The sequence below is a fragment of the Kitasatospora sp. NPDC018619 genome, from assembly GCF_044391605.1.
Lineage (GTDB): Bacteria > Actinomycetota > Actinomycetes > Streptomycetales > Streptomycetaceae > Kitasatospora.
This window is the reverse complement of the sequence record NZ_JBISAI010000011.1, coordinates 115,145-136,904: the sequence shown is the minus strand read 5'-3', so window position 1 is coordinate 136,904 and position 21,760 is coordinate 115,145. Positions and strand designations below refer to the sequence as shown.

The following is a 21,760-nucleotide window of genomic DNA, read 5'->3' as shown; positions in this document are numbered from 1 at the left end:
GACGCGCACCGGACTTGTCCGGTGCGCGTCCAATGTGCACAAGGATTTCACTTCCCGGATCTACCCGCGTAGGTGCCCGGATCGCCACACTGGCGCACGCAATTCAGCAGTTCATCCGATCTGATGATGGAGCGTCCGCCATGGCCCCCGCCGCACCCGCGCGCCGGTTCCCGTCCTGGATACCGGCTGCCGCCGCCCTCGCCGCCGTGACCGTGGTCACGACCGGCACCCCCGCCCAGGCCGCCCTGCCGACCCCGATCTCCGCGGCCACCGCCCGCAGTTACCTCGCCGCGATGCCCGCCACCGCGGAGAGCCACGGCGACACCTACGACCGCACGCTGTTCCCGACCTGGATCACCGTCAGCGGCACCTGCGACACCCGCGAGTGGGTCGTCAAGCGGGACGGCACCAACGTCGCCACCGACACCTCCTGCAAGGCCACCAGCGGCTCCTGGTCCTCGCCGTACGACGGCGCGACCACCACCAACGCCTCCTCCTTCGACGTCGACCACCTGGTGCCGCTCTCCGAAGCCTGGGCCTCCGGAGCCTGGGCCTGGACCACCGCCCGGCGCCAGGCCTTCGCCAACGACGTCACCCGCCCCCAGCTGCTGCTGGTCTCCGCGAGCAGCAACCGTTCCAAGGGCGACCGCGACCCGGCCGAGTGGCTCCCGCAGGCCTCCTACCGCTGCACCTACGCCCGGGCCTGGGTGCAGGTGAAGCAGTACTACGGCCTGAGCGTGGACGGCGCCGAGAAGGGCGCGCTCACCGGCATCCTCGCCGACTGCTGAGGCCCGTGCCCGCCGCGGCCCGGCGCCCCTGCCGGGCCGGGCCGTAGCGGGCCGAGGCCGGGCGGGGCGCGGTCAGGCGGCCCGGTCCGGCGGGAAGGCGACGGGGTAGGCCTCGGCGAAGTCGGCCGAGCGGGCCACCTCGCGCCACCTGCTGTCCTCCGCCAGGAGCCGCCGGTCCATCGCGATCGCGCCCTCGGCCGCGTTGACCCCGAGCGGCAGGTGGTGGGGGATGTCGCGCCGCTTGGCCACCCGGACGAGGATCTCCGCGGCGCGGAGCGGGTCACCCGCGGCACCGGCGCCGCCCTGCCGCGTCCGCCGGTTCATGGCGCCGACCGTCTCCTCGTACGCCTCCGGGACGTCGTGGACGACCATCGAGGAGCCGGCCCAGTCGGTGCGGAAGCCGCTGGGCTCGACCACCAGCACCCGCACGCCGAAGGGCTCGGTCTCGGCGCGCAGCACCCGGCTGAACCCGTCGATGGCGAACTTCGCCGCCTGGTACGAGGCGATGCCCGGCGAGCCGCCGACCCGGCCGCCCACCGAGGAGAACTGCATGACCAGCCCGCCCTGCTGCTCGCGCAGCAGCGGGAGCGCGGCCTTGGTGACGTGGTAGACGCCCCAGAAGTTGGTCTCGAACTGGGCGCGGAAGTCGGCGTCCTCGGTGGTCTCGATCGGCGAGACGTTGGCGTAGCCGGCGTTGTTGACCAGCACGTCGATCCGGCCGAAGGCGGCGTGCGCCTCGGCGAGGGCGGCGCGGGCGGCCGCCGGGTCGGTGACGTCGAGCGCGATCGGGCGGACTCGGTCGCCGAACTCCTCGACGAGATCGGTGAGTTGCTCGGGCCGACGGGCGGTCGCCGCCACCCGGTCGCCGGCTTCGAGGGCGGCGCGGACGAGGGCGCGGCCGAAGCCGCGCGAGCTGCCGGTGATGAACCAGGCCTGTTCCGTGTTCTGCTCCATGCCGACAGTAAAACACCGTTGCGTTATTAGCGCAACGCCGTTGCGCTAATACGGCAACGACGTTGCCCTACCATGGGTGCGTGGATGAAGCATCGGAGTTCAAGCGCGCACGGTCCCCCGAGGCCAAGCGCCGGCGCGAGGCCGCGATCCTGGCGGCGGCCCGGTCGCTCGGCGGCGAGCACGGCATCAGGGACGTCACCCTGACCGACATCGCGGCGGCGGTGGGGATGCACAAGTCGGCGCTGCTGCGGTACTTCGAGACCCGCGAGGAGATCTTCCTGCGGCTGACCGCCGAGGGCTGGGCGGAGTGGTCGCAGGCGCTGACCGCGCGGCTGCGGGAGAGCGCGGAGCCGGGCCCGGCCGCCGTCGCCGGGGCGTTCGCCGCCACCCTCGCGGCCCGCGGGCTGTTCTGCGACCTGCTCGCCCACGCCCCGCTCAACCTGGAGCGCAACGTCTCGCTCGACGCGGTGCGGGAGTTCAAGCTGGCCACGCTCGCCGCCCGGGTGCCGATCAGCGCGGCCGTCCGCGAGCAGCTGCCCGTCCTGGACGAACAGGACATCGTCGACCTGGTCGCGACCGCCGTCTCACTGGCCGGGGCGATGTGGCAGATCGCGAACCCGGGCGCCGAGGTCGCCGCCCTCTACCGCGGCGACCCCCGGCTGGCCCACGCCGTCATCGAGGTCGAACCCCGGCTCGCCCGCGTCCTGACCGCCACCCTCGTCGGCCTGGCCGCGGGCCACGGGGAGCCCGGCGCCTGACCGGGGCGGGTGGTGGTCAGGCCGCGCGGGCGCGCGCTCACGACACGCGCTCGGGAAGCTCCGCACCGGCCCGCAGCAGCCTGACCTGCCGCCGGACCAGCAGGAAGCAGGGCAGGCAGACCACCGCCATCGCCAGGAAGGCCCAGTGCGGCGAGAGCGTGTAGAGCGGGCCGGTGACGGCGGTGACGGCGGCGACCCCGAGGCCGATGGCCAGCCCCGAGTAGAGCGCCTGGGCGTCGGACCAGAGCTCCTCGGGGACGTGCTCCTGCACGCAGCGCGCGTGCGCGACGTGGGTCAGCGCGAAGGTGCCCGCGTGCAGCGTCTGGGTGAGCACGACGACGAGCAGCGGCACCGGCACCGCGAGCAGGCCCCAGCGCAGCAGGGAGAGCGCGGCCGCCGCGGCGAACAGCGCCGGCACGGGGTAGCGGCCGAGCACCGGCCCCGCGTACTTGAACAGCAGCAGCTCGCACCCGACGGCCAGCGCCAGCATCAGGCTGACGTTGATGCTCGACACCCCGAACCGGCCGAAGTACTCGACGCCGAAGGCGTAGTACGCCGCGTGCGCGCCCTGGAGCAGCACCGAACTGCCCAGCCCGAGGAGGTAGACGCGGTTGCGCAGCAGCCGGCCGCGCCCGCCCCCGGCCACCGTCGCCACCGTCGGGAACCCGGTCGGGCGCGCCACGTCCGCCAGCGCGAGCAGCAGGCACCCGACGACGAAGACCCACACCAGCGCGCCGTCGCCGGCCGTCCGGCCGACCACGCCGGACACGCCCAGGCCGACGAGGAACCCGGCCGAACCGAAGTAGCGCACGCTCCCGTAGTCGACCTGGCCGCTCGCCGCGCCGCTGGTCGCGAGGGTCTCGCTCAGCGGCATCAGCAGCGGGTAGCTGATCCCGATCAGGACCGCCAGCGCCATCATCGCGGGGAACTGAGGGTGCGTCAGGCACAGTGGGGCGAGCGCCGTCGCCGTCCAGGCGACCAGTCGGGACAGTCTCCGCAGCGGGACCGTCCGGCAGAGCACCGGGAAGACGACGGCGATCGAGACCGAGCGCGACAGCAGGCCCGCGGTGATGACCGCGGTGACTTCCGTCGCCCCGAAACCGGAAGCGAGCAGCCACACCCCCCAGTAGGAGAGGTACGAGCTCCAGGTCAGGAAGAACAGGAAGAACCTGGCCGACAGCCACACTCGGAACGACATCTCAAGTAGCCCCTACACGCACTCAGTTGCTCGTGGCCAGGTGGCCGACCGCCTTCGCGACCGCCAGCGCCGCCCGCTCGCACTGCTGTTTGTCGACGTCGAGGTGGGCCACCAGCCGGACCGTTCGCGGTCCCATCACCGAGACCCTAACGCCGGCCGCCGCGCAGATCTCCTGCACCCCTGCCGCGTCGGGGACTTCGACGAACACGAGGTTGGTCTGGGGCTCCCGGACGTCCAGCCCGGCGTCGCGCAGCAGACCGGCGACGAGGGCCGCGTTCGCGTGGTCCTCGGCCATCCTCCCGATGTTGTGCTCGAAGGCGTGGATGGCGGCGGCGGCCAGGATCCCGGTCTGCCGCATCGAGCCGCCCATCCGGTGCCGCATGACCCTGGCCTCCTCCACGCGGTCGGCGTCGAGGAGCAGCACGGTCCCGGCGGGCGCGCCGAGCCCCTTGGAGAAGCACACGGACAGCGTGTCGAAACAGGCGCCGTAGTCCGCCAGGGGGACGCCGCTGGCGACGTGGGCGTTCCAGATCCGGGCGCCGTCGCAGTGCACCGTGACCCCGGCCTCGCGGGTGATCCGCCGGATCTCCCGCAGGGCGGCCAGGGGGTAGACCACGCCGCCGGCGGCGTTGTGGGTGTTCTCCACCGCCACCGCCCGCGTCCCGCTGCCGTACGCGGTGGCGGGCCGGATCATCCGGGCGAGCACCTCCGGGTCGATCAGGCCGTCGTCGGAGACCGTCGTGCGGGTCAGGATCCCGCCGTGCCAGGCGACTCCGCCGTCCTCGTAGAGCAGGAAGTGCGCGCCGGCGTCGGCCAGCAGCTCCTGGCCGGGCGGCACCAGCAGGCGCAGCGCGAGCTGGTTGGCCATCACCCCGCTGGGCAGGAACAGCGCGCCGGTGAACCCGAAGGCCTCGGCGGTCATCCGCTCCAGCCGGATGACCGTGGGGTCGTCGCCGAGGGTGTCGTCGCCGACCTCGGCGGCCGCCATGGCGGCGCGCATGGCCGGGCTGGGCCGGGTGACGGTGTCGCTCCGCAGGTCGATGGTCTGGTTCGTCACGGTGCTCCCTTGGGATCGGGTGCCGAGCGGACGGCCCGGCCCGCGGTGAGGGCGGTGAGGCTGTCCGTGAGGCAGTCGAAGAAGAGGTCGGGGTGGTCGCGGAAGTAGAAGTGGCCGCCGGGCAGGATCCGGACCTCGGACGGGCCGGTGGTGTGCCGGCCCCACTCGCGGAGCCGGGCCTCCTCCTCCCAGTCGTCGGTGGCGCCGAGGGCGAGCACGGGGCAGCTCAGCGGGGCCGTCGGGACGTGCCGGTAGGTCGCGACGACGGTCAGGTCGGCGTGCAGGTTGGTCAGGTACAGCTCGCGCAGCCGCTCGTCGCTCCCGAGCTCGGGTGGCAGCGGCCCGTACCGCTCCTCGACCCGGGGGACGAAGTCGACGCCGTCGAGGAGGTGGAGCGGCAGGCCGGGGCGGTGCAGGTGCGGGGGGCCGTTCACGGACACGATGAGCTGCTCCGGCTCCGGGCGGCCCAGGGCCCGCAGCGCGACGGCCGTCTCGTAGGCGACGATCGCGCCGAGGCTGTGGCCGAGGAAGGCGTACGGGCCGGCGAACTCGGCCTGCTCCGTCAGCGCGCCGACCAGCTCCCGCATGTCGGTCACGGCAGGCTCGCGCATCCGGCTGCCGCGGCCCGGGAGTTGGACCCCCCACACCTCGACCTCCGCGGGGAGCCGGTCCGCCCAGCGCAGGTACTCGCCGGGCGAACCGCCGCTGTGCGGGAAGCAGTAGAGGCGCAGCGCGGCGTCGGGGCGCCGCTGACGGCACATCAGCCACCGGGGTGGTGCCACGGTCGTCCCCACCTCCTTCCGTCGGTCAGTTCTTCTGGAGCAGGGCGTCGTGGGCCAGTTCGTCGACCGCGCCGTGGTCCACCTTGCCGTTGGGCAGCTCGGGCAGCCGGGGCAGCGCGACGATGCGGGTCGGTACGGCGACGGCCGGCAGGCGCTCGATGAGGTGCGCCCGGAGGCTGCGCTGGTCGACCTCACCGGTCGTCGAGCTGACGAAGCCGACCACCTTCTTGCGCCCCCGGACGCTGCACACGCCGACCGCGGCCGCCGTCACGTCCCGGTGGGTGCGCAGCGCCTGTTCGATCTCGGAGCGGTCGACGCGCATCCCCCCGAGCTTGAGCTGGTGGTCGGCGCGGCCGTGGAAGCGCAGTTCGGCCCCGGCGGTGACGGAGACGATGTCCCCCGTGCGGTACAGCTCGCGGGCCGGCTCCGCGAGGCCCGGCCCGCCGATGTGGAGCTCCCCGGGGGTTCCGGGCGGTACGGCGGCGCCGTCGGCGGACCGCACGTACAGGCTCGTCCCGGGGACGGGGCCGCCGATGGGCACGTCCGGGAGGTCCGCGTCGGCCGGGGTGCACTCGTGGACGGCGCTCCAGACCGTGCACTCGGTCGGGCCGTACTCGTTGTAGAGCCGGGTGCGGGGCAGTGCGTCGAAGTGCTGCCGGACGAGGCCGGGCGGGCAGGCCTCGCCGGCGACGATCACCGTCGAGAGTGCTTCGGCCCGTGCGGCGAGGCCGCCGCGCAGCGCGATCTCGTAGAGCGACGGGAGCATGAGCAGGTGCGAGGCGCGGTGTTCCGCCGCCGCCCGGCCGACCGCCAGCAGGTCCGCCGGGCGGTCGCTCGGGATGACCAGCCGGCCGCCGCAGGCCAGCGTCCAGTAGATGCCGGCGACGGAGCTGTCGAAGGAGATCGAGGAGCAGAGCAGGAAGGTGGAGACCGGCTCGGGGTAGTAGGCGAGCCGGGCGGCGGTCGAGGCCGCCAGCGCGGAGGCGGAGATCGTGACGCCCTTCGGCCGGCCGGTCGACCCGCTGGTGAAGCAGGTGTACGCCAGGGTGCCGCGGACGGTCCCGCCGCGCGGGCCGTCGGTGTCGGCGGACACGGTGCGCAGGCCGTCCAGCCGCACGCCCAGGCCGGGCTCCGACACCGACAGGCGGGCGCCGCTCGCCTCCGCGATGTAGCGCTGCCTGGCGACCGGGAAGCCCGCGTCCACGGGGACGTAGCGCGCTCCCGCCCGCAGCACCCCGAGCATGGCGACGACCGCCCAGCGGGACAGCCGTGCGTGCACGACGACCGGGCCGTCCGGCTCCACCCCGGCGGCCCGCAGCGCGGTGGCGACCGCGGCGGACCGTTCGTCCAGCTCCGCGTAGTCGAACGAGCCCTCGCCGTCCACGACCGCGGTGCCCTGGCCCCGGCCCCGCAGCGGTTCGATCAGGTCGAGGACGTGCGGCGGGGCGTGCAGCGGCGCGACCGGCAGGTCCGGTACCCAGTGGGTGGTCATCCGCGTCAGCCCTTCGCCGTGGCCCTGCGGGGCACCCCGGCCACGGGCACCCGCTTGAAGCCGGCCAGGAACGTCGAGTGCATCCGCTCGATCTCGCCGACCACCTCGATCGACGAGAAGGTCGCGAACAGCTCGGTGAACAGCAGGCGCAGGGCCAGCCGGGCGAGGTGCGAGCCGACGCAGTAGTGGTGGCCGACGCCGAAGGCGAGGTGCCGGTTGGGGCGGCGCCGGATGTCGAACACGTCGGGGTCGGGGAAGACCTCGGCGTCCCGGTTGGCGGAGGCGAGGTAGGCGACCACGGCGTCGCCCTCGGCGATCCGCACGCCGGAGAGTTCGACCGGCTGGAGCGCGTAGCGCATGAAGTTGCTGGCGGGCGTGGCCCAGCGCAGGGCCTCCTCGATGCCGGAGTCCAGCAGCTCCGGGTGCGCGGCCCAGTCGGCGTAGCGCGGGCTGCCGGCCAGTTCGACGACCGCGGCGATCGGGACGTGCGGCAGGGTTCCGGCCGAACCCAGCAGCATGCTGTAGCAGTTGGAGATCACCGAGGCGGTCGAGATGGGCTCGCCGTCCACCTCGGTCTCGGCCAGCACGCTGATCAGGTCGTCACCGGGGTTGCGCAGCCGGGCCCGGACGAGGTCCGAGAAGTAGGCGAAGATCTCCCGGTGGCCGCGCTTGAGGGTCGGCTCCACCCCGCCCGGCAGCTGGAACTCCGGGTCCTCCTCGGCCGTGGACATCATGGCCAGGCGGATGAGGCGCTCGTGGTCCTCGGGCGGCAGGCCCAGGATGGGGCTGAGGGCGACCAGGGGCAGCCGGGCCATCGCGACCGCGAAGTCGAAGGGCCGGCCGTCGGCTCCGGGGGCGAGCAGTTCGCGGATGCCGGCCTGGATCCGGTCGGCGAACGAGGCGAGCGGCTTGACGGCGAGGGCCTGCTTGAGCGGGATCCGCGCCCGGTCGTGGTGCGGCGGGTCGGTGGCCGCCAGCTGCTGGCCGGCCGCCGGGTCACCACGGCCGAGCAGGTTGAGCAGGGTGCCCCGCTCCGAGGTGAAGGCGGAGTAGTCGTGCAGCACCCGCTCGACGTCGGCGTACCGGGTGACGACCCAGTAGCCGCCGCGGCGTTCGGAGTCGGGCTGCCAGTGGACCGGGTCGTGGGCGCGCAGCCGGCGCCAGACCTCGTGCGGTTCGCCCCGGGAGTAGAGCCCGGGATCGGTGAGGTCTCCTGCCGTGCCGGTGCTCACTGCCGGCCTCCCGGGTGCGGTCCGGTCGTGCCGGGCGCGGCCGCCGCGACGGCCTCCTCGATCACCTGCGCCAGCTCCGTGATCGTGGGCGACAGGAACAGGGTGGTGGCGGACACCTCGACCCCGAATTCCCGGTCGATGTCCCCCTGGAGTTCCGCGGCGGTCATCGAGTCGCCGCCGAGTTCGAAGAAGTCCTCGTCCAGGCCGATCGACGTGATCTCCAGCCGGGCGGCCCATAACCGGGCGAGCCGCTCCTGGACCGTTGTCTGCCGTGCTGTTTCCACTGCCACGAGCTACTCCCTCACGCGTCGAACGAATAGACGGAGAAGAACGGCGCGCGCACCCGCGACCGTCCCCCCAGGAACGACTTCTCGATCAAGCAGGTGATTCCGACCACGGTGGCGCCCAGCTCCTCCAGCATTTCCACGGCGGCCGCCACGGAGTTTCCGGTGGCGACGATGTCGTCGTGGACGAGGACCCTGGAGCCGGGCGGCACCAGGTCCTTGCGGACCTCGATCCGGTCGGTCGAGTATTCGCCGGAGAATGTCCGGCCGACCGTCTCGCCGGGCAGCTTCCCCGCCTTGCGGACGGCCAGGAAGCCGCAGCCCAGGCGGTCCGCCAGCGCCCCACCCAGGATGAAGCCCCGCGCGTCGATTCCGGCGACGAAATCCGGGGCAAGTGGAGCGGACCACTCCGTGAGGCCTTCGAGGGCCGCGCCGAAGGAATCCCGACTGGCCAGTACCGGCATGACGTCGCGAAACGCCACGCCGGACTTGAAGTCCCGGTAGACCGGAACCGTTGATTCGCCGTCCCGCTGATGACCGGTTTTCATGAGTCCTCCTTGCTGCCGAAACGGCAGTGAAAGGTCCCGGCGAGCACGCCAGGAAAGGCCTACTGCTGAAAGGAATTCCGGATTTCGATGACGAGGGGACGATCCGCCTCGTACCGCGGCGGTCGGTGGCGCCTGCTCGGGGAAAGGACTCTCCTGCGCCGGAAATCTCATCGGCGGACTCTGCCGGAGTCGGGAGCCCCCGGGGGCATGATCAGGCAGCCCACGGCGGTAGGGCGCCGTTCACCACAGGAACTTCATCGGCAAACACAGCCCCCCGGTTGATCCCGCACCGCTAGCTGGCGTGTCCATGTCGCTACAGACGAAGCTACATCGCAGGCGACCCCTCGGCAAGATCGCCTGGTCTTTCATCCACAGGGAAGGCACAATTGACGATTTGTCAGGCCGGAATGCTCCGGCTGCGCCTGTGTTGACATTGAAATCATCGGGTCTGCCGGATTGCGGGCGATTTGCCGGAGTCGGCCGTTCCGGCAACTCCCCCCACGCGCCCGGCGGGCACCCGGGCCCCACCTTTGCCCCGCCCGCCCGCCGGTCGACCTGACGGTGACTCAGGCTTGCTTCGCCAAAAGGTTGGCTGGATCATTGCTGCCATGAACACGACCGAGATCAACGCGTCTCCCCCACCTGCGCTGACCATAGGTTTCGACCTCGACATGACGCTGGCCGACGGCCGGCCGGGCATCAAGGCGGTGCTGGACATGGTGGCGGCCGAGACGGGGGTCGCCATCGACAGCGACCTGGCGATCACCCGTGTCGGGCCGCCGATCGAGGAGGAGATGGCCCACTGGTTCCCCGCCGAGGAGGTGGACGCGGCCGCCGACCGGTACCGGGCCCTGTTCCCCCGGTACGGCGCTCCCGTGGGGGCGTTGCTGCCCGGCGCGCTCGACGCGATCGCCGCCGTCTATCGGCACGGCGGCCGGCCCATCGTCGTCACCGGAAAGTTCGAGCCCAACGCCCGGCTGAACCTCGCAGCGCTCGGCATCGAGGTCGACGACGTCTTCGGCTCGGTCTTCGCCGACCGCAAGGGCACCGTGCTGCGGGAGCAGAACGCCGGTGTCTACGTCGGCGACCACCTCGGCGACATCGCCGGAGCACGGGCCGGCGGCGCCCTCGCGGTGACGGTGGCCACCGGGCCGTACACCGCGGAGGAGCTGCGCGCGGCGGGGGCCGACGTCGTCCTGAAGGACCTCACCGAGTTCCCGGCCTGGCTCGACGCGCACCTCGTCGACGCCTGAGCGAAGCGGCCCGCGGGCGGGCGCAGCGGCGGTCGGCGGCCGGGGCGGCCGGCGCCCCGCCGCCGACCGCCCGCGAGGCCTCACGCCGGCCCCGCGCCGGCCCCGCGCCGTCACGGCGTCGGCGCGGCGGCGTTCGTCGCTCCGGCGTCGGCGCGGCGCCGTCCCGCGCCGTTCCTCAGGCGACCGTCCCGGAGGTGTCCCGCAGGGCGACGCTCGCGTGGCTCTCCTGGAGGCTCTGCTCGGACACCAGCGTCAACCGCGCGGAGGACCGGAACTCCCCGAGGGACACCGAACCGCAGGAGACCATGGTGGACCTGATCTTCGCCATCGTGGTGGCCAGGCCCTCGTGGAGGTCCCCGGCGTAGGGGACGTAGCCGTCGACCCCCTCCTCGAAGACCAGCCCCTGGCCGCCCTGGCCGTAGCGCTGCCAGTTGCGGGCGCGGCTGGAGCCCTCGCCCCAGTACTCCTTGACGAAGCCGTCCCTGGTCGGGACCTTCGCTCCGGGCGCCTGGTCGAAGCGGGCGAAGTACCGCCCCATCATGACGAAGTCCGCGCCCATCGCCAGCGCCAGGGCCACGTGGTAGTCCTCCGCCAGGCCGCCGTCGGAGCACAGCGGGACGTACGCGCCGGTGCGCTCGAGGTAGGCGTCCCGGGCGGCGGCGACGTCGAGCACGGCGCTCGCCTGGCCGCGGCCGATGCCCTTCTGGTCGCGCGTGATGCAGATGGACCCGCCGCCCACACCGATCTTCACGAAGTCGGCGCCGGCCTCGGCGAGGAAGGTGAACGCCTCGCCGTCCACCACGTTGCCGCCACCGGTCGGGACCTCCGGGTAGTGCTTCTTCGTCCAGGTCAGCGCCTCCGCCTGCCAGTCGCTGTACCCGTCGGAGGAGTCGAAGCACAGGACGTCCGCGCCCGCCTCCAGCAGGGCCGGGACGCGCTCGCGGTAGTCGTGGGTGTTGACGCCCGCGCCCACGCGCAGGCGCTTGTCGCCGTCCACGACCTGGTTCGGGAAGCGCTTGTTGTCCGCGTAGTCGGAGCGGAACACCAGGTACTGGAGGCGGCCCTCGGCGTCCAGTACCGGGAGGCAGTCCAGCCGCTCCTCCCACAGCCGCGCGTTCGCCTCGGACAGGGTGACGTCGGCGCCGGCGTGCGGCAGGTCGGCGAGCGCGGTCATCCGGCCGCTCACCGGCCCGTCGAGGTCGTGCCGCTGGGGGTGGAAGTCGCGCGAGGTCACCAGGCCGAGCAGGAGCCCGGTGGCGCTCCCGTCGTGGGTGACGGCCGCGGTGCTGTGGCCGGTCCGGCCCATGAGCGCGACCAGGTCGCGGAGGGTGTCCCCGGGGCGGACGTTGGTGTCGCTGGTGACGAAGCCGGCCTTGAAGTTCTTCACCCTCCGGACGTCCGCCGCCTGCTCCTCGACCGGCTGGTTGTGGTGGATGAAGCCCAGGCCGCCGTCGCGGGCGAGCGCGATCGCGAGCTCCGGGGAGCCCACCGCCTGCATGATCGCCGACACGAACGGGGCCCGGAGCTCGATGGCCGGCGCCTCGCCGGGCCGGTGCCGCGCCAGCGGCGTGCGCAGGTCGACGGCCGCGGGCCGGCAGTCGGTTCGTGTCCGGTTCGGGAGGAGCAGGTACTCGTTGAACGTCCGGGACACCCCGGCGATGATCTGTGCCACGTCTTCCTCCAGAATCCCGTCGGCCGGCACCGGTCGGCCCGACCGCGAAGGCCGCGCCCGTGCCCGACGGCTCGACCGGTCGGGTGCGCGGACGGGCACGGCGGAGCTCCGCCCCACCAGGGCGCGCTTCCTGGCCACCTCCTCGCTTGCGAGGCGCGGCAGTTGACTATGCACCCTATCCACTGCCCGAGGTGTTGACGAATCACCGTCATCACCGCCCGATGACGCCGGGGATCAGCGTTCCGGACGGTACGGGCAGGAACAACTGAGGGTCTGTCAGGCGGATTCGGAGGCGCGCGCCGCCGGTTCCGGTCGCACGGTGCGACCCGGGCCGCGTGGTCCGGGTACGGACGGGGCGGGAGCGGGCCGGGCCGCTCCGCCGGGCGCGGACGGCGGGCGGCCGGAGCCGCCGCGCGGGCAGCGTGACCCGAACGGGTCCGGTCGGCGGGCGGGTCGGTGGGGCGGGCCCTAGGTTGCGGTGCCAGGGGGTCATCCGAGCGGAAGGCTGTTTCTGGCATGGCTGGGAAGTTCGAACTGTACGTGGACGAGGGCGGCATGCACCGGTTCCGGCTCAAGGCGAGCAACGGGGCGATCGTGGTGACCGGTGACCCGCAGGAGAACAAGGACGACTGCCTGAAGAGCATCGAGTCGATCCGCAAGCTCGCGCCCTACGCGGAGCTCAAGGAGGCCCCCGCGGCGGTGTGACGGACGCGGGACGCCCCTGTTCCGGGACGCGGGCCGGTGGTGCAAATCGCCGACCCGCGTTCGCCTGTACGACAGATCCCTTTGGCCGGGTGCACGCCGGGCGCGGACAGAACTCCGGCATGCGCGTCGTCATCGTCACCGAATCCTTCCCGCCCGAGGTCAACGGAGTCGCCCACAGCGTGCTGCGGACGGCCGAGCACCTGGTCCGCCGGGGCCACCGGCCCCTCGTCGTCACCCCCTCCCCGGCGCGGGGCGCCGCGTGCCCGCCGGAGACCTTCGGCGGCGCCGCGACGGAGCAGGTCCCCGTCGTGCGCATCCCGTCGGTGCCGCTGCCCGGGTACCCCCAGGTCCGGATCGCGCTGCCCAGCCGGCAGCTGGCGGCCGCGATCGCCCGGCACCGGCCCGACATCGTCCACCTGGCCAGCCCGTTCGTGCTCGGCGCGCGCGGGGCGCAGGTCGCGGCGCGGCTCGGGGTGCCCGCCGTGGCCGTGTACCAGACCGACCTGGCCGGGTACGCGCACGCCTACCGGGCCGGCCGCGGCCTCGGGGAGGCCGCCGCCTGGCGGCGGATCCGGGCCGTGCACCGCGCCGCCGCCCGTACCCTGGCACCCTCCACCCCCGCCGCCCAGGACCTCACCGCGCACGGGGTGCCCCGGGTCCGACTGTGGCCGCGCGGCGTGGACTCGGTGCGCTTCCACCCCCGGCACCGGGACGAGGCCCTGCGCCGGGCCCTCGCCCCGGGCGGCGAGGTGCTGGTCGGGTACGTCGGGCGGCTGGCGCCGGAGAAGCGGGTCGACCTGCTGGCGGCGGCCTCGGCGCTGCCGGGGGTGCGGGTGGTGGTGGTCGGGGACGGCCCCTCGGCTCCCGGGCTGAAGGCCGCGATGCCGGGCGCGGTGTTCCTCGGCCGGCGCACCGGCGACGAGCTCGCGCGGTGCTTCGCGGCCCTCGACGTCTTCGTGCACACCGGCCCGCTGGAGACCTTCTGCCAGACCATCCAGGAGGCGATGGCCAGCGGCGTGCCGGTGATCGGCCCCGCGGCGGGCGGCCCGCTGGACCTCGTCGCCCACCACCGCACCGGCCTGCTCGTGCCGCCCCGGGACGCCGCGGCGGTGGCCCGGGCCGTCGCCGAGCTGGCCGCCGACCCGGCGCGGCGGGCCGCGTACGGACGGGCCGGGCGGGCCGAGGTCACGGCCCGCACCTGGGAGGCGGTCGGGGACCTGCTGCTGCGGCACTACGCCGAGGTGCTGGCCGAGCACCACGGGCTGCCGCTGCCCCTGCCACCCGGTGCTCCGGCGCCGGCCGCCCCGGTGGTGCCCGTACTGCCGGAGGAGCTGCCGGCATGAGCCCCGACACCGGCGGCCGGACGCCGCGTACGGAGGGGGCGCCGCCGGCCGGCCCGGCGCTGACGATCATCCGGCTCGCCAACTTCGTCACCCCGGTCTCCGGCGGCCTGCGCACCGCGCTGCGCCACCTGGGCGCCGGCTACCGGGCCGCCGGGCACCGTCCGGTGCTGATCGTCCCCGGGGAGCGGCGCTCCGAGGAGGAGACCGAGCAGGGCGTGGTCGTCACCCTGCCCGGCCCGGTGCTGCCGGCCAGCGGCGGCTACCGGCTGCTCACCGACCGGCGGGCGGTCGCCGCCGAACTGACCAGGCTCTCCCCCGACCGGTTGGAGGTGTCCGACCGCACCACGCTGCGCTGGACCGGTGCCTGGGCGCGCCGGCACGGGGTGCGCTCGGTGATGGTCTCGCACGAGAGCGCCACCGGGGTGCTGCGCGCCCGGGGCCTGCCCGGCCCGCTCGCGCACGCGGCGGCCGACCGGCTCAACGCGGCCACCGCCCGCGCCTACGACTCGGTGCTCTGCACCACCGACTGGGCGGCGGCGGAGTTCCGGCGGATCGGCACCCCGAACCTGGTCCGGGCCCCGCTGGGGGTCGACCTCGCCGCGATGCGCCCGCCGGCGCCGGGCGTACGGGCCGCCGAGCGGGCCCGGTACGCCGCCCCGGGCGAGACGCTGCTGGTGCTCTGCTCACGGCTCTCCGCGGAGAAGCGGCCCGAGCGGGCGATCGAGGCGCTGGCCGCGCTGCGGGCCCGGCGCCGGCCCGCGGTGCTGGTGGTCGCCGGGACGGGCCCGCTGCGGGAGCGGCTGGCCGCCCGGGCCGCCCGGCTGCGGCTGCCGGTGCGCTTCCTCGGGCACCTCGGCGGGCGGGCGGAGCTGGCCCGGCTGCTCGGCTGCGCGGACGTGGTGCTCGCGCCCGGCCCGGTCGAGACCTTCGGGCTGGCCGCGATGGAGGCACTGGCCTGCGGAACGCCGGTGGCGGTCAGCCGCTCCTCGGCACTGCCCGGCCTGGTCGGGCTCGCCGGGGTGGCCGCCGTCGACACCGGCACCGGATTCGCCTGTGCCGTGGGGCAGTTGCTGGACCGGCCGGAGGAGACGAGGCGGGCCGCCGCCCGGGCGCAGGCCGAGCGGTACGGCTGGCCCGCGGCGGTGGCGGCGTTCCTGGCGGCGCACGGCGTGCGCGACGACGAGGCGGCGGACGGGGGTCGGGATGAGCATGCTGGAAGCCGGGCGTGACCGGACGGCGGAGGAACGCCCGGCAGCGGGCGAGCTGCTGCGCTTCGTCGCCCTCGGTGACTCGCTCACCGAGGGCGTCGGCGACCAGGTCGGCGACGGCTGGCGCGGCTGGGCCGCCGTCCTGGCCCACGCACTGGCACCCGGGGGGCAGGGCGTCGAGTTCACCAACCTCGCGTACAGCGGGGCGCTCACCGTGGAACTGACGGTCCGTCAATTGCCTTTGGCGTTGGCGCAGCGGCCCCAGCTCGCGGCCCTGGTGGTGGGCGGCAACGACACCCTGCGCTCGGGCTTCGACATCCGGCGCACCACGCTGGAACTGGACGCCACGATGGGCGAACTGTCCGGCCACGGCGCCACCTTGCTGACCGCCTGCCTGCCCGACCCCGGCGCCCTGCTCCGCCTCCCGGCTCCGCTCGCCCGTCCGCTGGCGCGTCGGATGCGGGCCGTCAACACCGTGGTGCACGCCCTCACCGAACGCCACCGGGCGGTGCACCTGCACATCGCCGAGCTGCCGTGGCTCGCCGAGCGCCGGCTGCTGAGCGTCGACCGCCTGCACCCCAGCGCCGAGGGCCACCACCTGATCGCCCTCCGGTTCCACCACCTGCTCGCCGAAGCCGGCCATCCGCTCGGACCGCCTCCGGCCGCCGCCCCCGCCGACCCCCCGCCGGGCCTGGCCGCCGACCTCTGGTGGATGGCCACCCGCGGCACCCGCTGGCTCGCCGCCCGCAGCACCGACCTCCTGCCCGGCCTGCTCGCCCTGGCGGCCACGGAGGGTGTCGCCCGCCTGCGCGGCGGGAGCCGGCGCCATGACGAGCAGATGGCCCTGGCCACGGCGCAGGCCCTGGCCTCCCTGGGCTGAGGGGGGCGGCCGCACCGCCGGACCTGCCCGGGGACGGGCCGTTCCCGGGCTGCGCCGTTGCCGACCGGGGCCGCGGCGACCGTGGGGCCGACCAATCGCCGGGCCCGCACGGGCGAGCAGTCCACCGGCCGACGGCGAACCGGCACGGACGGCGAACAACGCGGGGAGCCGGGCCGCGCGCGGACGGTGGAGCGGCCGGGCCTCCGGCATCGGCACCCGGGGCCGCGAACGCGGCGGGCCGGCGGGGTTCCGAGCGGCAGCCCGGCCGGGGCGGGAGGGAAGAGGCGACATGTCGCCGGAACGGCCCGCGCACCGGGGCGGACAGGGAGCACGAGCCACACCCTGACGACGACCGCCCGGGTGGCGGGCCTTCCGGAGGGCCGGCGGCGATGGCGCCGGCCGGGCGGTCGAGCTGTGGCTGCGGCAGACCCACCAGCGGCGTCCCGGGCGAGGTCGCGGCGGCATCGGGAAGTCGACCGGCCAGGGCGGGAACGCCCGAGAGGCCGAGGCGGGCGGCCCGCCGGCGGAGGCCTGCCGGAGCGGCAGAGTGACGGGGCCCGGGCCTGGGTCGCTCGTTCGTGGTGGTCGGCGGCGCCCACGTGGGGGAACCATCCGGGTGCCCCGGGCTGTCGTGCCCGGGGAGAGTGCGGCGGAGGGAGCCGGGGTGGAGAGCACGGGCGCGGGCGCGGTCGGCCGGGAGGTGCTGGCAGCGGCGGGGGTGCTGTTCCCGGACGGGGCGGGGCGGGTGCTGGTGGTGCGGCTGCCGTACGACCGGAAGCACCCGGTGGCGATCCCGGGCGGCGGGTGGGAGCCGACGGACCTGTCGCCGCGGGAGACCGCCCGGCGGGAGATCCGGGAGGAGCTCGGGTTCACGCCCCGGCTGGGACCGCTGGCCGGAGTGGACTGGGCGCTGCTGCGGGACGGCGACCGGCCGATCGTCGTCTACCTCTACTGGGCCGAGCCGCTGACGGCGGAGCAGGTCGCGGCGTTCCGGCCGGACCCGGCGGAGGTGGGCGGCTGGACGTGGCTGACGACCGAGCAGGCCGGGCACGCCCTGCCGCCGCGGCTGTCCCGCCGGATGACGGCCTGCCTGCGGGCGCCGCGCGAGGCCGGGCCGCTGGAGCTGGAGGACAGCCGACCGGTCGGGCACACGCTCGGCTGGCTGCCCGCCGACGGACCGGTGCCCGCGTACGCCGGGCCGGCCGCGGCGCCCGGGCTGACGCCGTCGACCGAGGAGCCGCCGGAGCCGCCGTTGGACCGGCAGACGTACTACGCGACCCGGCCGCGCATCCGGGCCAAGGCGCGGGCGCTGTTCACCGATCCGGCCGGCCGGGTGCTGCTGGTGCGGCTGCGGCCGTGGGACGGGCCGCGCGGTCAGGTGCCGTACTGGACACTGCCGGGCGGCGGGGTCGAGGCGGACCGGGAGATGCCCCGGGCGGCGGCGCGGCGGGAGATCCGCGAGGAGCTCGGCTGGGAGGTCGAGCCGGGGCCGCTGCTGGCGCTGGACTGGCAGCCGGGCGCGGCAGCCGATCCGACGGCGGACCCGGCGACCGGCCGGGACACCGCCGTCGTGGTGTACGTGTTCGACGGGGGCACGGTGACGGAGCCGATGGTCGACTCGCTCGTGCTGCCGGAGGAGGAGCTGGTGGAGTGGCGGCTCTGTGCTCCGGACGAGGCACGGGCGCTGCTGACCGGCCCGTCCTGGGACCGTACGGCCGCCGCGCTGGCTGCCCGGCAGGGCGCGGGCGGGCCGGTCGAGCTGGTGCGCGGACGGGCCGTCGTCCCGGACCCGCCTCGGGAGTGAGGCCCGGCGGACGGGCACCGGCGGGGCAGGGCGCGCCGGAGCCCACCGGTGCCTGCTCGGCCTGCGCGGCCCGCCGGGCCTTTCGGTCTGCGGCGCCGCCGCGTCAGACCTCCAGCTCGGCCTCGATCCGGCCCAGCTGGTGGCGGGCCATCGCGAGGTTGGCGCGCCCCTTGTCCAGCGCGAGGTAGAGGAACAGGCCCTTGCCGGTGCGGCCGGTGAGCGGGCGGATCAGGTGGTACTGGCTGGACAGGGTGATCAGGATGTCCTCGATGCCGTCCTGGAGGCCGAGCATGTCCATGGTGCGCATCTTGGCGCGGACGACGTCGGTGTTGCCGGCGGCGGCCACGTTGAGGTCCAGGCCGCCGGGGCCGTCGAGGGTGGCCAGCGCCATGCCGCTGTTGTAGTCCACCAGGGCCGCGCCGATGGCGCCCTCGATGCTGGTCATGGCCTGCTTGAGCGCGCCGGCTGCGTCGGTCATCTGGGTAACTCCCGTTCGGTGGTGGGTGGTTCGGTTGTCGGATGGTTCGGTGTGCGTACGGCGGCCGGCGCTGGTCAGCCGGCGTCGCGCGGGTCCTTGGGCACGAGGGCGTCGTTGAGCAGCTCCGCGATGCGCTGGGCGCTGCGGCGGGCCTCCAGGTGCAGCCGGCCGACGTTGACGTCGGGGTGCGCCAGCAGCGCGAGCACGCAGCTGCCGCCGGCCGCGTAGGTGGCGACGTAGCCGTTCTCGCCGCGCACCAGCGACTCGCGGAACTCGCCCTGGCCGGTGGTGTCGGCGAGCCGCTGGGCGAGCGAGAGCGAGGCCGCCGTCATCGCGGCCAGCCCGGAGGGCTCGGTGCCATGGGTGTCGTGTGCGACCAGCAGGCCGTCCACGCTGGCGACCAGGCCGCCGGCGAGGTGCGGGACACGGTGCTTGACAGTGCGCAGTTCGGCGAGCAACTCGGTCTCCAAGCCGATCAGTTGTCTCCTTCCGACACGCTGCTTGAGGGCCCGCCTCATGGCCGGGACGACGGGGTCGCGGGCGGGGAGTGGATCAAAGTCGGGCCTCCAGGAGGTCTCGGACCCGGGTCAGCAGGGCGACGTCCGGGTCGGGGACGGCCAGCGGGTGGGCCGCGGCCGTGGCGGGCGGGCGTTCGGAGCGCGTGGGGGCCCCGGCCCCGGCGGGGGTTCCGACGGGGGTCCCGACGGAGGTTCCGACGGAGGTTCCGACGGGGGTCCCGACGGAGGTTCCGACGGGGGTCCCGACGGAGGTTCCGACGGGGGTCCCGACGGAGGTTCCGACGGGGGTTCCGGCCGTGGCGGCCTCGACCGGGGGGCCGGGGAGTCCTGCTCCCCGGAGGCTGGCGCCGGGGATCCTGCGGTGCAGGCCACCACCCGGCCGGCTCGTGGCCGGTCGGCGAACTCCGCTCGCCGGCACGGCCGTTGGTGGCGCGTCGGGCACCCCGGGCACCGTCGGCGGGCCCACGGGGCACGGCGTCACGACCGGTCGCGACGGAGCGGGCGGCGGCGTCACGACCGGGCGCGGCGGAGCGGGCGGCGGCGCGGCCGGCCGCGGTACCGCTGCCGGGCAGGGCGCGTCCAGCAGCCCGGCGGCCGCGAGGCGGCGGACGTCGGCCGTCACCCCGAAGCCGGAGCGGCCGAGCAGTCGGGCCAGGTCGGCCGGGGTCCGCCGGCCGTCGGCGTGGTCCAGCAGCTCGCGGCGCCGGCGGCCGCAGGGGCGGTGGCTCGGCCGACGGACGTGCTCGACCGGCCGGACGGGCGCGGTGTCGAGCAGCCCCCACGGCCAGATCCCGTCGAGCAGCCGTCGGCGGCGGTCGACCTCGCGGCGGATCCGGGCCGGGTCGACGTCCGCGACCGGTCCGAGCCAGTGCCGGGCGCCGTCCTCGAACCGCCAGACGCCGCCGGCCGGATCGGCGAGGACGAAGTACGCGGCGTCGAACAGCGTGGCCAGGTGGCCGAGTTCGAGCTCCCCACGGGTGAGCAGCCGCCGTTCGAGGAGCGCCGCGCCGACACCCGACCGCGGGCCGTGCGCCCGCAGGAGCCGCACCCAGCCGTCCGGGGTGATCCGGCCGCAGCCGGCGAGCAGGTCGGCCAGTCCGGGCGCCCGGGGGGACTCGGCCGCGGTCACCCGTCCGTCGACCAGGTGGAGGCTGCCGAGCGGTCCGTGCAGGGCGCCGGTGGCGCGGCGCTCCGCGAGCAGGGCGAGCGCCTCGCCCGGGGTCTCCGGGGCGGCGGAGGCCGCCGGGCACGGCGGCGCGGCGCCGGCGGCGGTCATGCGCTCACCCCAGCACCAGCTCCTCGGCGAGCGACTGGAGGCGGAAGCGGGCGGCGGCGAGGTTGCCCTCCGCACGGTCCAGCCAGAGGTGCAGGACGAGCCGGCTCTCGAAGACGGTGTCGAGGAAGCGGATCAGGTGGTAGCTGCGGCCCGCGGTGACGATGATGTCCTCCAGAGGGGCCCGCCGGTCCTCGGCGGCGGTGAACGTCTGGCTCTCGACGGCCGCCCGGACCAGGTCGGTGGCCTCGGCGGCGGCGGTCTCGTGCTCGCCGGTCGGGCTGTCCCCGAGGCTGCCGAGGGCGAGCCCGCTGCTCCAGTCGACCAGGCTGGCAGCGCGGGCCCCGGGGATCGCCATCGCTCCGGAGAGGCATTCGTCGATACCGGGCACACCGGCTCCTTCGCGGGGTCTGGGCAGCCGGGCGCAGCACGGCGCCGACCGGTTCACCACCAGCAGTGGTTGGTTCGCCACGGAAGGCTACTGCCGGATTTCATATGACGAACATTCCAATGGCATATTCACATCAGCAACGACGAGTTCCGGCCAAGAACTGACGCCACATCAGGGGCGAACGGGAGCCGGTGCCACCGGTGGACCAGGGAGATTGGCATGCCGTCCACCGCCCACCTGGCCCGGCACCTTGACCGATACCGAGACCCGCCGAAGGGTTTCGGGCCCGAAAGTGCGATAAGACGATGTATTTCGATGAGGCACCCGGCGCCGAAGGGGGCCCACACCTCAGGGGGACCACACCGACGAGGGCCCGCGCCGGAGGGGACCGCACCGACGAGGATCCGCTCCACCGGACGGAACGAGCCCCTTCCCCGGCAACACCGGAACCTACCGGGCGAGCTGACGGAACGTCAGCCGAGCAGCGCCCGGTAGCCTCCGATCAGGGCGGTGAGCCCGAGCTCGAAGGCCCGGTCGGCGCGCTCGCGCCCGGCGGGGACGGCGTCCAGGGCGCCGGCCAGCCGGGGGGTGGCGGTGCGGTCGACGGCGTCGACCATGACGTCCGGGGCGACCAGGTCCAGCGCCGAGCCCAGGATGAAGCTCTCCAGGGCGGTGATCAGGCCCATCACGTCCTGCGCGGCGAAGCCCGCGTCCTCCAGCGTCGCGACGGCCCGCTCGTACAGGGCGTGCATGAACGGTTCGGCCAGCGGTGCGGTGGCCAGCAGCCGGACGATGCCGGGATGCTCGGCGAAGGCGTCCCGGTAAGCGTGCGCCCAGGTGTGCAGCGCGGCGTCCCAGGGCTGGTCCCACATCGACTGCTCGCCGATCGTGCGCACCAGTTCGGCGCGCATCAGGGCGACGATCTCCGCCCGGCCGGCCACGTGGTGGTAGAGCGCCGAGGGGCTGACCTTGAGCGCACCGGCCAGCGCGGGGATGGTGAGGTCCCCCGCCTCGTCGACCAGCCGCAGCGCGGTGTCCACGATGCGCTGCCGGTCCAGCAGGGGTGTGCGCGGCCTGGGCATGCCCGGCTCCTCACCTTCGGGGTCGCCGAACCGCCCGTCGGCCCCGGCAGACCAAGATCA

General features: G+C 74.8%; 22 protein-coding genes. 8 read left to right on the top strand and 14 right to left on the bottom strand.

All coding sequences use genetic code 11. The annotated features are described in order from the left end of the window. Nucleotides 1-140: 140 nt before the first annotated feature. Nucleotides 141-788 (top strand): HNH endonuclease family protein, encoded by a 648-nt coding sequence (locus ACH5AR_RS19285; protein WP_396302624.1) that lies wholly within the window; start codon nt 141-143, stop codon nt 786-788. 72 nt (nt 789-860) lie between these two features. Here the strand turns inward: ACH5AR_RS19285 and ACH5AR_RS19280 are convergent, their stop codons facing one another. Beyond that, complete coding sequence (locus tag ACH5AR_RS19280) at nt 861-1,742, bottom strand: SDR family NAD(P)-dependent oxidoreductase (protein ID WP_396302623.1); 882 nt, start codon at nt 1,740-1,742, stop codon at nt 861-863. An 80-nt stretch (nt 1,743-1,822) separates the two neighbouring features. Here ACH5AR_RS19280 and ACH5AR_RS19275 point away from each other — a divergent pair, with 80 nt between their 5' ends. Beyond that, nucleotides 1,823-2,500, top strand: coding sequence for a TetR family transcriptional regulator (locus ACH5AR_RS19275; RefSeq protein ID WP_396302622.1), 678 nt, complete (start codon nt 1,823-1,825; stop codon nt 2,498-2,500). A 37-nt stretch (nt 2,501-2,537) separates the two neighbouring features. On the opposite strand, the gene ACH5AR_RS19270 is transcribed toward ACH5AR_RS19275, so the two are convergent. Genes ACH5AR_RS19270 through ACH5AR_RS19240 form a run of 7 tightly spaced genes read right to left on the bottom strand, consistent with a single transcriptional unit; the run spans nt 2,538 to nt 9,093 of the window. Next, nucleotides 2,538-3,698, bottom strand: a complete 1,161-nt coding sequence (locus ACH5AR_RS19270) for an MFS transporter (protein WP_396302621.1) — start codon at nt 3,696-3,698, stop codon at nt 2,538-2,540. A 22-nt stretch (nt 3,699-3,720) separates the two neighbouring features. Next, nucleotides 3,721-4,755: a threonine aldolase family protein gene (locus tag ACH5AR_RS19265; RefSeq protein WP_396302620.1), complete on the bottom strand. Its 1,035-nt coding sequence runs from the start codon at nt 4,753-4,755 to the stop codon at nt 3,721-3,723. Continuing rightward, nucleotides 4,752-5,537 carry a thioesterase II family protein gene (locus ACH5AR_RS19260; protein WP_396302619.1) on the bottom strand — a complete coding sequence of 262 codons (786 nt, stop codon included), beginning with the start codon at nt 5,535-5,537 and terminating at the stop codon, nt 4,752-4,754. Before ACH5AR_RS19260 ends, ACH5AR_RS19265 begins: the two co-directional genes overlap by 4 nt. A 25-nt stretch (nt 5,538-5,562) precedes the next feature. Further along, on the bottom strand, nt 5,563-7,029 hold the full coding sequence (locus tag ACH5AR_RS19255; protein WP_396302618.1) for an amino acid adenylation domain-containing protein: 1,467 nt from the start codon (nt 7,027-7,029) through the stop codon (nt 5,563-5,565). A gap of 5 nt (nt 7,030-7,034) precedes the next feature. Next, entirely contained in the window at nt 7,035-8,261 is a 1,227-nt protein-coding gene (locus ACH5AR_RS19250; RefSeq protein ID WP_396302617.1) for a cytochrome P450, read from the bottom strand. Beyond that, complete coding sequence (locus ACH5AR_RS19245; protein WP_396302616.1) at nt 8,258-8,551, bottom strand: acyl carrier protein; 294 nt, start codon at nt 8,549-8,551, stop codon at nt 8,258-8,260. Before ACH5AR_RS19245 ends, ACH5AR_RS19250 begins: the two co-directional genes overlap by 4 nt. An 11-nt stretch (nt 8,552-8,562) precedes the next feature. Continuing rightward, nucleotides 8,563-9,093 (bottom strand): adenine phosphoribosyltransferase, encoded by a 531-nt coding sequence (locus ACH5AR_RS19240; RefSeq protein WP_396302615.1) that lies wholly within the window; start codon nt 9,091-9,093, stop codon nt 8,563-8,565. 608 nt (nt 9,094-9,701) lie between these two features. On the opposite strand from ACH5AR_RS19240, the gene ACH5AR_RS19235 reads away from it, so the two are divergent. Then, entirely contained in the window at nt 9,702-10,346 is a 645-nt protein-coding gene (locus tag ACH5AR_RS19235) for an HAD family hydrolase (protein WP_396302614.1), read from the top strand. Nucleotides 10,347-10,521: 175 nt separating this feature from the next. Here ACH5AR_RS19235 and ACH5AR_RS19230 read toward each other — a convergent pair whose 3' ends face one another. After that, nucleotides 10,522-12,018, bottom strand: coding sequence for an IMP dehydrogenase (locus ACH5AR_RS19230; protein WP_396302613.1), 1,497 nt, complete (start codon nt 12,016-12,018; stop codon nt 10,522-10,524). Nucleotides 12,019-12,534: 516 nt separating this feature from the next. Between ACH5AR_RS19230 and ACH5AR_RS19225 the strand changes: the two genes are divergently transcribed. From ACH5AR_RS19225 to ACH5AR_RS19205, 5 genes are all read left to right on the top strand, one after another. Further along, a complete protein-coding gene (locus ACH5AR_RS19225; RefSeq protein WP_396302612.1) occupies nt 12,535-12,723 on the top strand; it encodes a YegP family protein in 189 nt (62 codons plus the stop codon). Between the two features lie 119 nt (nt 12,724-12,842). Next, the gene (locus ACH5AR_RS19220; RefSeq protein ID WP_396302611.1) at nt 12,843-14,066 is read left to right on the top strand and encodes a glycosyltransferase family 4 protein; all 1,224 of its coding nucleotides are present in this window, start codon (nt 12,843-12,845) and stop codon (nt 14,064-14,066) included. After that, nucleotides 14,063-15,295, top strand: coding sequence for a glycosyltransferase (locus ACH5AR_RS19215; RefSeq protein ID WP_396302610.1), 1,233 nt, complete (start codon nt 14,063-14,065; stop codon nt 15,293-15,295). The genes ACH5AR_RS19220 and ACH5AR_RS19215 overlap by 4 nt, the downstream gene beginning before the upstream one ends. Further along, nucleotides 15,270-16,154 (top strand): SGNH/GDSL hydrolase family protein, encoded by an 885-nt coding sequence (locus ACH5AR_RS19210; RefSeq protein ID WP_396302609.1) that lies wholly within the window; start codon nt 15,270-15,272, stop codon nt 16,152-16,154. The genes ACH5AR_RS19215 and ACH5AR_RS19210 overlap by 26 nt, the downstream gene beginning before the upstream one ends. 664 nt (nt 16,155-16,818) lie before the next feature. Then, nucleotides 16,819-17,958: an NUDIX hydrolase gene (locus ACH5AR_RS19205; protein WP_396302608.1), complete on the top strand. Its 1,140-nt coding sequence runs from the start codon at nt 16,819-16,821 to the stop codon at nt 17,956-17,958. 103 nt (nt 17,959-18,061) lie between these two features. Here the strand turns inward: ACH5AR_RS19205 and ACH5AR_RS19200 are convergent, their stop codons facing one another. The 5 genes from ACH5AR_RS19200 to ACH5AR_RS19180 all read right to left on the bottom strand — a co-directional run bounded on the left by ACH5AR_RS19200 (nt 18,062) and on the right by ACH5AR_RS19180 (nt 21,700). Then, on the bottom strand, nt 18,062-18,436 hold the full coding sequence (locus ACH5AR_RS19200; protein ID WP_396302607.1) for a hypothetical protein: 375 nt from the start codon (nt 18,434-18,436) through the stop codon (nt 18,062-18,064). A 74-nt stretch (nt 18,437-18,510) separates the two neighbouring features. Continuing rightward, complete coding sequence (locus ACH5AR_RS19195) at nt 18,511-18,906, bottom strand: roadblock/LC7 domain-containing protein (RefSeq protein WP_396302606.1); 396 nt, start codon at nt 18,904-18,906, stop codon at nt 18,511-18,513. 82 nt (nt 18,907-18,988) lie between these two features. Then, entirely contained in the window at nt 18,989-20,230 is a 1,242-nt protein-coding gene (locus ACH5AR_RS19190; RefSeq protein WP_396302605.1) for a hypothetical protein, read from the bottom strand. Between the two features lie 4 nt (nt 20,231-20,234). Continuing rightward, nucleotides 20,235-20,618, bottom strand: a complete 384-nt coding sequence (locus ACH5AR_RS19185; protein WP_396302604.1) for a hypothetical protein — start codon at nt 20,616-20,618, stop codon at nt 20,235-20,237. Nucleotides 20,619-21,091: 473 nt separating this feature from the next. Continuing rightward, nucleotides 21,092-21,700, bottom strand: coding sequence for a TetR/AcrR family transcriptional regulator (locus tag ACH5AR_RS19180; protein ID WP_396302603.1), 609 nt, complete (start codon nt 21,698-21,700; stop codon nt 21,092-21,094). Between the last annotated feature and the right edge of the window lie 60 nt (nt 21,701-21,760).